Annotated in this window: 10 protein-coding genes; 1 reads left to right on the forward strand and 9 read right to left on the reverse strand. The window is 38.4% G+C overall.

Going from position 1 to position 15,228, the window contains the following annotated elements:
• Positions 1 to 137: 137 nt before the first annotated feature.
• From GTQ43_RS10980 to GTQ43_RS11010, 7 genes are all read right to left on the reverse strand, one after another.
• Positions 138 to 1,940: a GmrSD restriction endonuclease domain-containing protein gene (locus tag GTQ43_RS10980; RefSeq protein ID WP_265272637.1), complete on the reverse strand. Its 1,803-nt coding sequence runs from the start codon at positions 1,938 to 1,940 to the stop codon at positions 138 to 140.
• Between the two features lie 120 nt (positions 1,941 to 2,060).
• Complete coding sequence (locus GTQ43_RS10985) at positions 2,061 to 2,345, reverse strand: HigA family addiction module antitoxin (protein WP_265272638.1); 285 nt, start codon at positions 2,343 to 2,345, stop codon at positions 2,061 to 2,063.
• 129 nt (positions 2,346 to 2,474) lie between these two features.
• Positions 2,475 to 2,810, reverse strand: a complete 336-nt coding sequence (locus GTQ43_RS10990) for a XisI protein (protein ID WP_265272639.1) — start codon at positions 2,808 to 2,810, stop codon at positions 2,475 to 2,477.
• Positions 2,798 to 3,217 (reverse strand): XisH family protein, encoded by a 420-nt coding sequence (locus GTQ43_RS10995; protein WP_265272640.1) that lies wholly within the window; start codon positions 3,215 to 3,217, stop codon positions 2,798 to 2,800. Before GTQ43_RS10995 ends, GTQ43_RS10990 begins: the two co-directional genes overlap by 13 nt.
• Before the next feature lie 114 nt (positions 3,218 to 3,331).
• Positions 3,332 to 7,318, reverse strand: a complete 3,987-nt coding sequence (locus GTQ43_RS11000) for a magnesium chelatase subunit H (RefSeq protein ID WP_265272641.1) — start codon at positions 7,316 to 7,318, stop codon at positions 3,332 to 3,334.
• 765 nt (positions 7,319 to 8,083) lie between these two features.
• Positions 8,084 to 8,971 (reverse strand): DNA adenine methylase, encoded by an 888-nt coding sequence (locus GTQ43_RS11005; protein ID WP_265272642.1) that lies wholly within the window; start codon positions 8,969 to 8,971, stop codon positions 8,084 to 8,086.
• Between the two features lie 18 nt (positions 8,972 to 8,989).
• The gene (locus tag GTQ43_RS11010) at positions 8,990 to 10,126 is read right to left on the reverse strand and encodes a hypothetical protein (RefSeq protein ID WP_265272643.1); all 1,137 of its coding nucleotides are present in this window, start codon (positions 10,124 to 10,126) and stop codon (positions 8,990 to 8,992) included.
• A gap of 507 nt (positions 10,127 to 10,633) precedes the next feature.
• Between GTQ43_RS11010 and GTQ43_RS11015 the strand changes: the two genes are divergently transcribed.
• On the forward strand, positions 10,634 to 10,813 hold the full coding sequence (locus tag GTQ43_RS11015) for a high light inducible protein (protein WP_069071239.1): 180 nt from the start codon (positions 10,634 to 10,636) through the stop codon (positions 10,811 to 10,813).
• A gap of 87 nt (positions 10,814 to 10,900) precedes the next feature.
• Here GTQ43_RS11015 and GTQ43_RS11020 read toward each other — a convergent pair whose 3' ends face one another.
• Positions 10,901 to 11,992 (reverse strand): hypothetical protein, encoded by a 1,092-nt coding sequence (locus GTQ43_RS11020; RefSeq protein WP_265272644.1) that lies wholly within the window; start codon positions 11,990 to 11,992, stop codon positions 10,901 to 10,903.
• 139 nt (positions 11,993 to 12,131) lie between these two features.
• Complete coding sequence (locus tag GTQ43_RS11025) at positions 12,132 to 15,107, reverse strand: molecular chaperone (RefSeq protein ID WP_265272645.1); 2,976 nt, start codon at positions 15,105 to 15,107, stop codon at positions 12,132 to 12,134.
• Between the last annotated feature and the right edge of the window lie 121 nt (positions 15,108 to 15,228).

The following is a 15,228-nucleotide window of genomic DNA, read 5'->3' on the forward strand; positions in this document are numbered from 1 at the left end:
TGATGGCATTGTAGGCGATCGCCTTACAGAAAACCTCAAAAACTAAGCGATCACCTTTATGAAAGACTGAGCGATCGCTTTATTTAGTTATTTAGGCATTCAATTCTCAATTTTGCGAAGTTGCCAATAATATCTTGCTATTGAAACAAGTTATATACGGCACTAATTTTTTCACCAGATAACTCTTGAGGTTGTTTTTCATGTCCATCTCTGATATAGAGCTTATTTTCATACCATACAGGTTCTTTTCCTGCTTGTATTTCAATCATCAATACTGTGTGATCATGATATGTAATAGGTGTTAATCCTGTGTTAACGCTGGTTTTTAGCGATTCTGGTAATTTAGAATCCCTAATTTTTCGACTAATATTTAGTATATATTGATCGATCGTTATACTTTGAATTTTAGCCTCTCTTTCTATTCCAACAATACCGAATGGAAAAAATCTAGGTGCAGATATTTGATCAAGTGCTTCAATAAGTTCAGTATCTTTGTCTTTATCAGATATTCCCAAAAATATGTATCCTCTTTTTCCTTTGCCTAAATTTGCTATTGCCGCAATATTTTGACAAATTTTTTCAAAGCAATTGTTATCGAAACTCCGATTAGAACGGTTTAATGACAATAATCCTTGTTTAAAATCATAATTTGGAGCTTCTGTTTTAGAGCGTCTCAAATAGTTCTCCAAATCTATTGCATAAGAACCACTACTACGAGTTGTTGATGTTGATAATTTAAAATAACTTTGAATTAGTCCTTTCGTAAGACCAATATTTTTTGTTCGTTTATCTGCTGTAATACTAGAACTTACTTCTATTTTTGCCATAAGTCCCATTACCGCCTTAAAAATTGCCTGATAATCAAAAGGTTCTTTAGATTCTTGGATAATTAGATCATAAAAAGCCATAAATAATGTATAAAACGGCTCTTTAACTGGATTGCTAACTCCTCCATCACGACTAAGAATCTTTCTGAGGAAGTTTTTATCATTTCCTGAGTCTATTAATGAAACTGAATTAACAGCATTTTTTATCTGTGATAGTATAGCTTTAATATCTTCTTTAAGGTTGTCTGTTCCATATCGTGTAACTGCTAATTCTATTTCATCTGATTTATCTACGTCTCCCTTGCCATAATAATTATCAAAGTTTTCCTTTCTTGCTGGAAAAGGTTTTCCTAAAGCTATAGAAAGTATTATATCTGCTAAAAATTGTTCATCTGCACTCTCCCGCAAATCAGAATTACTTATAATACCTTGACGACACCAGAATGTATCTTCTGCAAGAACTCCATATCCTAAATTAATAGATTTAGAATCAATACTAATCTCAGGCATTTCTGAAAGAGGAACAATTTCTCTTGATACATCACCTCGAATTTCACAAGCTAATAATCTAACTAATTCTGCAAAATTGCTGGTAACTCCAGCCGATCTAACTTCTTGAGGGGACAAATGTTTTCCATTGGAATTAATTCTATTAAATACATCTTCAATCTCTTTGTTACTATTAGCCTCATAGATAGTAACAGCTAATGAATACTCTAAAAAATCTATGCATTCTTGAGCATTCAATAAATTTTCTTGGCTTGTTTCTAGTCGTTTAAATACTCCTTGATTACTTAGTTCATTAGCTAATGGATGCTTTGTAACATCAAAGAACTTACAATTAATTGAAAATTGGTTTTCGATAAAGCAAAAAATGGCATTTAATCGTTGCATTCCGTCAATGATTTCATATATATCTTTTCCATCTTTTTTGAATTTGCCAAATAAAATTAGTGGAATAGGATATTTAAAAAGTATGCTTTCTATTAAAGATGCTTTCTCTATTTTTGCCCATACAAGTTTACGTTGGTATCTCCGATTTACAATAAGATTATTCTCTCTATAAAGACGATATAATTCTAATATACTTATTCCTTTAGGTGTAATACTCATGCTGTATTCTTAATTATTTTTATTAGTTTGCAATACACGGAAATTTTAGGGTTGACATTTGCCCACCCTCATCATTTCATTTTACACTTTTTTCTAACCTAATGTCATGACTTGCTCATATTATTCTTTATGGCTTTGCAAAGCATCCCAAAGATCAACTTTTTGCTGAAGATTAAGCCAAAGTTTTGGGCCATTCCCTAAAGCTTTATCAAGACGTATTGCTATATCTACTGTAATTGAGCTTTGACCATTAATAATTTCGTTAATTGTTTGATTAGATACTCCTAAAATATCTGCAAAATGTCCGGTATTAATATCTAAATCATCTAAAATATCTGCAATTACTTCGCCAGGATGTATTGGTCTTACTAATCTATCATCAGTAATATCTTGCCAATTATCCATAATTAATACTTCTTACGTAATAATTACGTTAACCCTATTTAGCATTATGTAGCCAATCAATATCATATTAACATAGGAGTTGGGGGTTAACATTCATTAAGTAGTACTTGGAGATTTTCAAAACATCTCCTAACTCACTGCATATTCTGTAAACTGTCTCATAAAAGGAGACTGAAAACCTAACACAATGTCTTCCTTGGGAACTCCCACAGCTACCAAATTAGCTGCAATATCATCTTCTGTACCATTCCACTGAAGCCAAATCTTACTACCTTTAATATCAATATGAATAATACAACTATGTACCCAGTCTTGACCTTCCCACCCTACATGAACTATTTGATAATGGTCACGTTCTGTATCAAAAATTGTTTCAACTTCTATATTTCCGTTAGCTGGTTTTTGATCACTATAATCATGTAATATCTGTTGTACAAGCTGGCGATATCGAGTTAATTTATCCATTGGAAAATCACCTCTTGTTCTACATCATAGATAAGCATTTTAACTTGGTTTTCTGCTATCATCTCTTTAGGAAAATCAAGTTGAAAAAATGTTTTGTAAGTTGTTAAAGGTACTGCTAAATACAAAACACGCTCCGGTTGCCGCCGTCGTAATGCACTTCTATAATTAATAAACTGTCCTAATGCTGTATGAAATTCTGAAATAGCAGACGACCTTTCTAAAAAACTTTTGACTTCGACTGCAATTTTTTGTCCTTCACGTTCTGCTGCAATCAGCTTTTGGGCGGCTAAATCAATCGAAAGATTAACTCCTCCCACGCTAATCGTGAGTGGATCGTGAGTAATTTGCCAACCATCTTTCTGTAAAGCTGTTTTGACAACTTCATGAAAGACATCTTTAGCAGACATACATATCTATAATTATATATTTGATTTTCATTTAGCCGCATTCCATACAATTTGTCAAAACCGTTTTTTATGTAGAGACGTTCTATAAAACGTCCCTACATTTATGATTAGGGATTATTCTATCCCTTCAATCCGGTCTTCAACTTCTTGGTACAACTCGCGCAGACGATCTAAATTATCCTCGCTAGTCTCCCAATAACCGCGTCCATTCACTTCCAACAAAGTTGATACAATCTTGCGGAAAGAATGGGGATTAAGGTTCAGCAACCGCTTCTGCATTTCTTCATCTTTGATGAAGGTTTCGTTTGTATCCTCATAAATCCAGTTATCCACAGCGCCGGCTGTCGCACTCCAACCTGTTGTATTAACCAACCGCTTGGAGAGTTCGCGCACACCTTCATAACCGTGAGACAGCATCCCCTCGTACCACTTGGGATTTAATAATTTGGTACGCGCATCCAAACGCACGGTTTCTGATAATGTCCGCACTTGAGCGTTAGCTGTGGTTGTGTCTGCAATATAAGATGCTGGTTTTTTACCATCACCGCGCAGACTTGCCACCAGCTTAGTAGGATCTGAATCGAAGTAGTGGGAAACATCCGTTAAGCTAATCTCGGAAGAATCCAAATTTTGGAAAGTTGCATCAGCAGTTTTCAATGTACTTTCAAAAATCTGCCGGGATTCGTCCATGATTCCGGGGTTATCGGAATTGAACGAGAATGATTTCCGGTTGAGATACATTTCCTGCAACTCGGCTTCGCTGTCCCAAGTGCTGTTTTCTACCGCCAAGTTGATATTTGACGAGTAGGAACCAGAAGCGTTGGAGAAAACGCGCGTTGCTGCTTGACGCAGATTAATCCCCATTTCCTCAGCTTGTTGCAAAGCATGTTTGCGAACAAAGTTCATATCTAGGGGTTCATCTGCCTCAGCTGCCATCTTCACACCTTGATCTAGCAGGTTCATTTGGTTGATGAACAAGTCGCGGAATACACCAGAACAGTTGATTACCACATCTATTCTTGGTCGTCCCAACTCTTCTAGAGATATCAATTCCAACTTGTTCACCCGTCCCAAGGCATCGGGAACTGGACGCACGCCCACCATCCACATAATTTGGGCTAGGGATTCGCCGTAAGTTTTGATGTTATCGGTTCCCCAGAGGACACAGGCGATGGTTTCTGGCCATTTTCCATCATTTTCAGCCTTGTTACGGATCAAAAGCCTGTCTACGACAATTTTGGCTGATTGAACTGCTGCTGTTGTGGGGATGGATTGCGGATCTAAAGCATGGATATTCTTACCCGTGGGCAATACATCCGGGTTACGGATGGGATCGCCACCAGGGCCAGGTAAGATATACTCACCTTCCAAGCCTCTGAGTAATGCTCCTAGTTCGTTGTCGGCACAAACTTGTTGCAGACAGAATTCCAAATACTCAAGTAGGGGTTTTAAGGCTGCGGTGTCAACTTTGGGATAACCTGCTTTATGCAATGCTTCTACCCAAGGTTCCTTTTTACCCATGTTGAAGAAATTCAACCGGGAAACCAGAGAAACTCGTCCTTCCGCGTCGATTTGCTCTTGCACAAGGGCGGTAACTGCTGCACGGGTTGCTAAAGTGATATCTTGCAATAACTGGACATCTTCTAAAATGCCTCTGTCATTATTTTGGTAAATATCGTCAATGTTACGCCCAATGCTGTTAGCGATAATTCCGGGTAAGCCTTGAAGTCCTTCTTCTTGACGATCTAGACTAGCAATGTTTACCAGAGTTGCGATCGCTTCTTCTGCACTTGGTGGTTTACCAATAACGTGCAAACCACAAGGCAACAACCGCGACTCGATTTCCATCAACTTGCGGTAGACGTTGCCAACGATATTATCGCGATCGTCGGTACTCATGTCTCTGGCATCGGTTTCTGGCAGGTTAATATCCTTATCCAGGTTGACGATCCGGCATTTATCCATGATGCTATTGACAATGGAAACACCGCGTCCACTATCTTTCAAGGTTTGGTAGGAAGCAATTAATTCGCTGAGTTCCTTCAAACCTTTATACAAACCAGCATTTTCTGCCGGCGGTGTCAAGTAAGAAATTGTTTCGGCATAACTCCGGCGTTTGGCAATTGTCGCCTCACTCGGATTATTGGCTGCGTAGTAATACAGGTTGGGAATTGAGCCAATCAAGTTATCTGGATAACAATCACCAGACATCCCCATCTGTTTACCTGGCATGAATTCCAAGGAACCGTGTGTACCAAAGTGCAGTACAGCATCAGCTTTCCAAACTTGCTCTAGGTAAGTGTAGTAAGCAGCAAAACCGTGGTGAGGACTCGCTGAACGGGAGAATAACAACCGCATCGGGTCGCCTTCGTAACCGAATGTAGGTTGTACGCCGATGAAGACATTACCGAATTGCTTACCATAAATTAGCAAGTTTTGCCCATCACTGTTGAGATGTCCGGGAGGTGGGCCCCAGTTTTCCTCTAAGCGGTGAGAGTAGGGAGTCAGCGCCTCATACTCAGGAACCGACATTTTGTAAGCAACGTTCAGTTCTGGGCTGTTGTACTGCGCTTGGGCGTCATGGATGACTTCTTGCAGCAGCGCTTCGGCTGATTCTGGCAATTCTGGTAAGTCGTAGCCGTTATTTTTGAGGGCTTTCATCACCTCGTAGATGGAAGCGAATACATCCAAGTAAGCGGCGGTTCCAACGTTGCCTTTATCTGGCGGGAAGCTGAAAACGGTGATGGCGACTTTTTTATCAAGTTTCGGCTTGCGGCGGAGGTTCGCCCATTTTAAAGCGCGTTCGGCTACAGCTTCCACCCGATCGCGCAGTGCGATCGCTTTTCCTGTAGTCCCATCTCTACCCGATAATATTATCGGCTCAATTGCCCCATCCAATTCAGGAATCGCAATTTGCAAAGCTACTTGAATTGGATGTAACCCTAAATCGCTATCCATCCACTCTTCTGTGGTTTGGAATACTAAGGGTAACGCCACCATGTAAGGACGGTTTAAGCGTTTGAGTGATTCAATTGCTTTGGGATGATCTTGTCTAGCTGGGCCACCCACTAAAGCAAAACCAGTCAGCGATATCACTGCATCTACTAACTGTATTTTGGTAATTGGTTCGTAGAAGTAAGCATCCACAGGCTTGGAGAAATCCAAACCACCAGCAAACACAGGTAATACCCGTGCGCCCATTGCTTCCAACTCCTGCACCATTGCCACATAATGGGCATCATCGCCTGTAACTAGGTGGGTGCGTTGCAATACCAACCCGACACAAGGAGCTAAGGGATCTTTGAGATCGCTAGAAATATCCTTACGAGCTGTATACCAATTGAGGTATTCTCTGACATCCTCAAACATACTGGGAGCCAAAGGATGCCAAATCCCTAAATCGGGATAAACAACCGGCTGTTCATAAGTAGAAGGTGCAAAATCTTGTTTCTCTAAACCTTTAAATACGTATTTATCAGCTAGCATCAGCAAGAAGTTTTCCAGATTTTCTGGAGAACCACCTAGCCAATACTGAAAACTGAGCATGAAATTTCGGGCATCCTGTGCCTTGTCCATCGGTAAAAACTTCAGCACTTGCGGGAGGGTTCGCAAAAGCTTCAGCATCCCATCTTGGAATCCCGCACCGGATTTTTCTTTGCGTTTCCGCATGAATTGAGCGATCGCACTTTTTGACTGACCCAACTGTGCTAGAGAAAAGCTGCCCATTTTATTCAGGCGCATTACCTCTGGCATAGAGGGAAAGACAACGGAAACATCCAAATGATCGCGGTGTGGTTCTACTGCTGCTACAACTTTCTGTGCTAAGTCTTCGATGAAAATGAGGGAAGCGATGAAGATATTCGCATTCTCAATTTCTCGTTTAAACTCCTCGTAATTTTCGGGGTCGCGGAGTTCCTCAATCAAGTACCCACTGATTTCAATCGCCAAGTTAGGATTGTTCGCGTTAATGGTGCGAACCGCTTGCGACAAAGCACTCTGGTACTGGGACTCAAGCACGACATAGACCACCTTGATTAAACTACGTCCGCGTAAGTTATCAGGCGCAATGTGTCTAATGGTGGACTTGACGTGTGTGAACATGCTTCTTCGGCTCCTTTGATGCGTGTTCTCTGAAGGAAGTTCCTAGCGGCATCATCAGCCACAGGTAACTTGTGATCTTTAGGCAATATCTGTTTTTTATCAGAAAACGCTTACCCAGTAGGCATTTTATCGCTTATATGACACAAATCGATATAAAAAACGAAATATTTCTTTGTAATTGTTGACTTTATATAAAAGTAATAGCTCACATATTTGTAAATTTTTTGTAATATATATAAATAACTAGATAGCTATTAATAAATAATATGTTAAAAAATAAAACCCGCACAAGCGGGTTGATTAAGTACTTTTTACAGTGTGTATGCAGTTTTTGTGAGTCTAGCCCTAATCTTTTAGGTAAGGGCATTTTGGCGTAATCCTTCGGGGAAGCAAGCTACTGATAGCTTGTCCTTCAGCACAAACTATTGGCTAGAAAAACGGGATTTATTTCGGATTAGCAAGATCCCCGACTTCTCAAAGAAGTTGGGGATCTTAACACTGCGAATTTTCACAAATCAAATAGGATTTCTGTAGCTCTTTCTGAAATAGAGCTTCTTTTAACTGCTGGCTAATTTTTTCCCTTGTCTTTGAGTATGAGATAAGGATTGGCCATCTATTAATTGTTGCAGCAGCATATACCAGCTAGCAGAAGCTTCTTGAGCAGAGATTGGAAAAGTTGTTATAGCTAAGGTTTCTGGTTTGGTAGGTGTAGCTAGGTTGAAGAGTATGGGAGCTATCCTACCGGAAAATTGACCGCTATTAAAGTTAGGTTAAAATTTCAAGATTCAACTGCAAAGCTGGATTAACAAGCTTATGATTTTTTGCTTTTTTATCCAAATCAAGTTTAACTTTGTAGTTAGTAATGAATAATTCTTTTCCTTTAGCTGCACGACTCTGCTTGTAGTTATTCATGCCATACTGCAATTCCCACGCTGAGATATTAGCCCATTGAAAATTTTCTCTAATTTGCGGTGAATCATCGTAGGTTATTAGCCAGCGATGATGGCATTGTTGCAAAAGTTCAGGAAATCTCTGGTGTTCAAAAGAGGTATGTAAGTCACCATCTTTACCATATAACTTTGATTTTGTAGCGTTAAAATATGGTGGATCTAAAAATAAAAATACATCTTTCCCATCTGGTTTTAATAAGTCGCTATAATCAAGATTAGTAATTTGGACATTGTTTGACAAAATATCTTCTAACTTTTCTAATCGTTCTATTGAAGATTCAGTAAATCTTTTATGAAAGGCTTCTTGGGAAAAACCACCTGATTCTACAGTTCCTGAAAAAGTAATTCTATTGAGGACGAAAAAACGAACGGCTCTTTCTAAATCAGATAAATTATTGACATCTACGCTAGTTAATTCTATAAACAATAATTTACCATCTGTATATTTAACTTTAATATGCCGAATTTCTTGAACTAATTGAGCTAGATCGGATTGGGCAAACTTCCAGAATAAGAATAATTCGCGGTTTAAATCGTTAATCCAAATCTTAATATGCGGAAACTTTTGTCTTAAATAAATAAATACAGAACCACCACCTACAAAAGGCTCTCTAAATTCTGAAAAGCTCTCTGGCAAGTATTCAGCTATCTGATTTATTGCTTTTGACTTACCACCAGGATATCGTAAAGGACTTTTAATCATAACCCAAAATTATAATGTTTAAAAATTACTGGATACTTCTATTTTAAGTTTCTGATTATTTTTAGCTTCTAAAGCCAATTTTTTGATAATTATTTTTTGATTTGGGTTAAAAATTTTAATATTAACTTCTAAAAAATATTCTAGTTCTTCTAGTAATGCATCTGGAAAGACAATAGAACCAATAACATTGTTACCTGTAAGCTTGAGCTTTGTAATAAATGATACTTGTCGTCCGTTCAGTATTAAAGAATCTAAATTAGAAAATAAAATTAGCTTGAATAAACCATCTTGAATATCAGGAAGCTTTGGCAAAGATGCTGTTGAAGTATTTTTTGATTCTTGTATAATATACATATCATTCTCAAATATTATCTCATCAGGAGTCAAATAGTAAATTCCGCCAAGATAGTTTTCAATACTAAAAGTTGCTTTTAATCCATCAACTAAATATTCTAGCTTATGAGAAGTCAGCGCTTCTCTTTTACTAGCATTTTGAGAACCTTTAAGAGAAATATTTTTAAATTCCTCAAACTCTTCTCTAATTTTATGTAAATATTTATCTAATCCTTCTCGTGAGTGAATTAATACTCCAGTATGATTAAAAATAGAATCATAAGAATCTAGAGCTTTTTCAAAAGTTTGTGTAAATCTTTCTTCAAATAGATTCTTGTTCCAATGGAGTGCGCTTTGGCGATATGCTAATATTTCATTAATTTGAAATTTAACAAAATCATTAGCAAATTTCTGATTACTCAACTTATTCTTACTAGCTTGCGCTTTCTTGGTACTTTTTTCTGCTGTTTCGTAATAAGCAAGTACGATATAAATATTAAGCAAGTTCATCCAAGAGATTGTAGAGTATTGAATTTTATCTAGATCACCATCTTTACCCTCATCTTTAATTACCGGGATAATGGTTATAACTTTAGATGAATTGTATGTATTGTAAATTCGAGCAAATGGATAACTTCTGGTTCTCTTCGGTGATATCCATTTTGAATAAGCAATTTCAGTTGTATGTGACTTTATTAATCCATAGCCCCTTTGTTTATTGATATCAAATACATCTAAACTAATCCTACTTAAATTCTCATCTAAGTAAGTTTTATAAGTCACTCCCTTGATAAATCCTGTAAAATGCAGAACTCCTGCCATGTCTTCAAGCTTTTATTAATATTTGTCTTTGCCAGAGTTTAGCTCAACTTTGGTCATTAAAGCATAGAAATGCGAATTATTCATAGCGTGAGTAGAATTTTAGTTATCACAGATAAATAATCTTATCCACAATAATTTTGTGCTGCTAATTATTGAGATGATACTGCTATGTGGAATTCTTACAGTGCTTGTCTTAAGTAACCGCACAGAATTATTTACGCATGAGGTTCTAGTCTGGATAAGGGTTTCATGGCTTAACTTTGTGTAATTAATTTTGTTTAGCTACTTACCTGTTTTTTCTGGTAGTGAATCATAGGTAATTCGCTGTTGGCGCATAGCTTGTCATCGTAAACGATCGCAAACCTGCCATTATAAAATTACGGATACGTAATATATGATTGCTAACTAAATTCTGTCTTGATTTTATGTTGCATTTTCGTAAAAATCTGTTACATTACTTTACAGGCAGTTATAACTGTTACAACATAAAAGCTCGGAGTATTATTTATGGCAGACGTAAAAAAGACTACGCCTTCAGTTTCAGAAGATCCTAATGCTTTGCGTTGGGGCTTCACTCCTCAGAGCGAAAACTGGAACGGTCGTTTTGCAATGATTGGTTTTCTATCTGCTGTTGCGCTTGAAGTGTTTTCTGGTCAAGGGATTTTACACTTCTGGGGCATTCTATAGATTTAAACGTTTTTACACCTTCATTAGATGATTAGGCAAGGCAGCGATTCGTAAAATCGTCTGCCTTTCCTTTATGAGAAAATTCTTTTAGCGTGATGAGCGAAATATTACACGCCCTGGGGATTCATCCTGATTAATTCGCGCATATACCCGGAGACAAGTTAATACTTCGCCAGGAATACCACCACAGTCTAGTTGTAAGTCATCCTTGGACGAAGCACAGATATCTGCATAAAGTCCCGATAATTGGCGAATTCGCACTTCATTACCCGCATTAATAGCTTCATCAGCAACTTTCTTCAAGATGCGTCGTGATTCATGTTGTAGCTTTCCCCACCAAGAATAGCGTTCAGCCGGTGGTACGAATACTAGGGAATGTATTGCTTCATCCATGTCAATCCAAGCACGGAGAATTGATAGGGGATCGAGCTTTTTCTCAGCTTTTTGGGTGCGTTGGAAGCGATCGCTTAAAGCATCAATATATTGATCGCGCTGTTCTGGTTTGGAGTGCAAGGAAATAACATCGAAGCTAAAAACGCTCTTTAAAGCATGATGTAAATCTGGGTCTATTTCGATAAAATTCATATATAAAAATAGAAATGCTGCTGGTAAATCGGATACGTTTATTTGAGGATTTCTAGGGTTTGAAAGTGCTTGTTGATACAAAGCCAAGCCCTGAGTTTGAACAGTACCAGTAAGACCGGGGTAGATAATTTCATCGCGGATAAAGGGAAGTTGATAGAGGTTAGAATTATCTGCGATCGCACCAACTTCTTGAGCTAAATTTAAAGTGCGCGATCGCCAAGTTGCAGCTAAATCTTCTGGTACTCGCAGCAGCTTGCGTTGAATCTCATTCCATAAATCTGAGTCCGTTGTGCTTTGCAGTTGGGAATTACCCAGATAATAATTAAGTTCTGAGTCAGAATCAAAAGCTTCTCTGAGATGATTTAAAACTAAATCATCTGGCGCATCTTCCCAACCAGTATTTTGCTGTAGGGGTTCGGGTTGCAATAGGTTATGAAGTTCTTGCAGCACTTCATCGCATATTTTAGATCCTGGATCTAGTGGTAATTCTGTGCGAGCCTGATTTAAAGTAGCCTCTAGTCCATACAAACTAAACCGCAGTAATTGGGCTAATTCTGAGTTTTCTATCTCTAATAATTGACGCAAGTGCTGCATGAATATCACCTCCAAATATTTTCGTAGCGAACTAAACTTGGCAAAACTCTGCGTTCCTTTGCGTTCACTCCGCGCCCCTTTGCGTTTAAAAATCTTAATTTTTTTCAACGCAGAGGAACGCAAAGGTTTAATACTAGAGTTAATGTATACCGCAAAATGGATCGCGTTCTTTATCAACTTCGTTGGGTTGCAATTCTAATTCAGCAATATAAATGCATCCCTCTTCTTTTAGGCATTCTTGACTATTTGATGTCCAGTAAGGTACTTCACCAGCGTGCATCCGTAGGATACCTTGATCGTCTAGAGTTACACGATATTGGCAAGGATAATCTGTTGTCACATCTGGTTTGCTGAGTGCGCCAATTCGTATCCATTTTTTGCTGTTGTTTTCCGCATCTGTTTGATAAATATAAAAAGTGTGTTGGCCAGTTTGCGGGAATGGAGGTAAAGGATTACTAATTAATCCAATTCCTGGTTCTGTTACACCATCACGCAGATAGTGAAATTTTTGGAACAATTTATTACCATCATTTCCTACTTCAAAAACAAGATGATAGGCATCTGGTTGATCGACAGTTGCAGACTCAATAACATTGACGGCAATATCACCATCATTTAAATCTTTATTGAAGCGCTCTACGGCGATATTCCAGTTCAGTTTACCATCAGCAAATAGTGGCGATGTTTCAGAAACAACTGATTCCAAATCAATACCAGAAATATCAATTAAATAATGGGGATTTCCTTGACAAAGCAATACATTAAATTCAAGGGTTTGGTCAATTTCAAACTGGACTTTAATTTTTTTCAGAAACTCTGTTTCTTGCATTCCCAGTTTATTCATGAGGTTTTTGCCATCGAAGCTACCCCACAATCGTAAATCTCCATCTTCGTAGTCTTGACGGTAAATAATATTAGTTAACTGGATTCCCTGCCATACAGTCCGAACTTTGGCGACAGTTTCCCAAGGTGCGAGTTGATAGAGTTCTTGTCCAGCCTGAAATATGGTGAGTAAATCATTACTTTGGGTTTTGCGTTTAAAATTGCAAGGTAAATAATAAAATAGGTTTTTGACATCAATTTCTAGTTGGTTAGCTCCCTTCCGCAGCAAGCTTTTAGACTCTTCTGGATCGAATCTTAATCTTCTCAATTTCTCGGCATAGCAAGCGCCGGCAGAGGTGGCTAATTTGGTAAATTCTAACACAAAGGTAATCCGTTCTGGATTCCATACAAAATAGGGAGACTTACTAAATTCTTGATAGATTTGGCGTTGCACTATGTCTAAATTACAAGTTTTTCCAGACAGAATTAACCAATCAACTTTTTGAGAATTCCAAGAATCTTTGGTGAGATCGTCGGGGCGCAAGCGACTTTCCATCAATCCTTTAGCAATACCGATCGCTTCTTTAATTCCTGAAACGGCGGCTCGTTCAAATTGCTGGTTATCTAGGGTGACGCAGATACTATTTGGATCTTTGACTTGCCATTTAACCGCGCTTTGGGTAAGCAATTCGGAAATCTGTTGTTCAGAAAGTGTGAAGGTTAATAAAGAATTATCTGCTGGCGCTTTTTGCCCAAGTTTAAGTTTAGCAGCTTCCGCATGATCCCAAAGAATATAAAATGATTGCAGCCGTTGGGGTGCTTGTTGCCAACGGGTGGGTAATACTTTCTCGGAAGTATCTAGGGCATCTTTGTAAGCAATATCGCCTTCGGGATTCTCTTTATCTAGACATTTTAAAAGACTGCCACTTTTGAATTTACCTTTTTCTAAAAAGCGCTCGTTTAACTCAGAGCTAATTAAATCTTCTAGCTTTTCACTTTCAATATCACCTGTTGTTACTGCTGCCAATAAAAAATCTGCGATCGCAACTTTTAATAATCTAAAAATCCGCAGCGTAATTAACTCACCACCTAACTGTAAATGACCGGATGAACCTAATAGTTTGGGAGTAAGTTTATAGTAACGTCCTCCTAAACCCCGATCTTCATAATCGGCAAAAGCTGGGGTTTTATCTTCTAAAGTCAGTTCAATTAAAGCTAAATCTGTGGTTCCGCCGCCGATATCTAAAACGAGGACATTTTGTGACCATTTATTTCCAACTTGACGGCAACGAGTTTTGAATGACTCGATGCCAATATTAAGATTACCGCCAAATTCTCGCCACAAAAAGAATATTGCCACAGAAACGGCTTCATCATAAGCAGTTTGAACATCATCGATTCCCAATTGCTCAACAAATTCCTTAACTTCTTTGCGAACAACTGGTGGGGCGACAGTGGGGTAGGTGACAACTGCTGTTAAAAAAGTCCCTTCTGAAAATCTGCGTTGGGCGCGTTGGCGGTAATCTTCAGTTAACTCGATTAAATGCGCCCAAGCAGATTGGATCAGTTGGTTAGCGGTAATTATTTCTTCTTCACCATCTACAATAATTGAAAACGATCGCTCCTGACCGAAATAACGTTTGGGTGAATGGTGAAATCTGCTGATAATTTCCTTTAAAGAACTGCTTGTACCTTGAGCGATCGCTTTTTTGCGGTTATCTCTAGCTTCCCTACCCATCCGCAGCTTTAAGTCCCCTAACTGCGAAATTTCTAACTCGCTGGGAATCTCCGTATCGCGGCGATCGATATCCAGCACAACTGGGATCAAATTTTGCGACTCTAGGGTAGGAACGCGGAACACTTCATGATAGATTTGGTAAAGTTTTTTGCTGACAGCCCGGCGGAATCTCTCGCTGTTTCCTAAAGAAAGCTCAATTTGGCGAATTGCTTCTAAAAAGCGCTCTTTATTGTCACTTTCAAATACTTCACTCAACTTTCTTGGATCTATCTCCAGATTTTTGCTAATTTCTGTGATGAATTTTGCCCAATCGTCATCGCTGACATCTGGTAAAGCTACTGAAGCGGGGGAACTTAGCCATTCTGATAAGCGATCGCGCAGCCGCATTTCTTGCTCTTTGGGGAGAATTTCTGCGATCGGTACTTCAATCGGATCGAAGAGTGTAACTGTGGAATTCGATGTACCAAAATCTAAAGCAAACCATCCCGGAAATCTTTTTTGTTGTTTCTCGCTTGGTTCTCGATCGCTATATTTGTTGAGTTGAAAAGGATTCATTAGAGTATCACTTTCTGTTGTTTGTTTTATAGCTGGCTAAAAACTATGGTTTTTTATCATAAAAATGACAAATTTAGAGAATCTTTGTGGTGAAGACTTTTAATCGTAGGTCTTGTACCAC

This window comes from Nostoc sp. KVJ3 (genome assembly GCF_026127265.1).
GTDB lineage: Bacteria > Cyanobacteriota > Cyanobacteriia > Cyanobacteriales > Nostocaceae > Nostoc.

What these genes read in the sequence shown, in the direction of transcription:
- GTQ43_RS11025 (WP_265272645.1), bottom strand. Translation starts at nt 15,107, where the DNA reads ATGAATCCTTTTCAACTCAACAAATATAGCGATCGAGAACCAAGCGAG.
- GTQ43_RS10990 (WP_265272639.1), bottom strand. Translation starts at nt 2,810, where the DNA reads ATGGATAAATTAACTCGATATCGCCAGCTTGTACAACAGATATTACAT.
- GTQ43_RS11010 (WP_265272643.1), bottom strand. Translation starts at nt 10,126, where the DNA reads ATGGCAGGAGTTCTGCATTTTACAGGATTTATCAAGGGAGTGACTTAT.
- GTQ43_RS11005 (WP_265272642.1), bottom strand. Translation starts at nt 8,971, where the DNA reads ATGATTAAAAGTCCTTTACGATATCCTGGTGGTAAGTCAAAAGCAATA.
- GTQ43_RS11015 (WP_069071239.1), top strand. Translation starts at nt 10,634, where the DNA reads ATGGCAGACGTAAAAAAGACTACGCCTTCAGTTTCAGAAGATCCTAAT.
- GTQ43_RS10995 (WP_265272640.1), bottom strand. Translation starts at nt 3,217, where the DNA reads ATGTCTGCTAAAGATGTCTTTCATGAAGTTGTCAAAACAGCTTTACAG.
- GTQ43_RS10980 (WP_265272637.1), bottom strand. Translation starts at nt 1,940, where the DNA reads ATGAGTATTACACCTAAAGGAATAAGTATATTAGAATTATATCGTCTT.
- GTQ43_RS10985 (WP_265272638.1), bottom strand. Translation starts at nt 2,345, where the DNA reads ATGGATAATTGGCAAGATATTACTGATGATAGATTAGTAAGACCAATA.
- GTQ43_RS11020 (WP_265272644.1), bottom strand. Translation starts at nt 11,992, where the DNA reads ATGCAGCACTTGCGTCAATTATTAGAGATAGAAAACTCAGAATTAGCC.
- GTQ43_RS11000 (WP_265272641.1), bottom strand. Translation starts at nt 7,318, where the DNA reads ATGTTCACACACGTCAAGTCCACCATTAGACACATTGCGCCTGATAAC.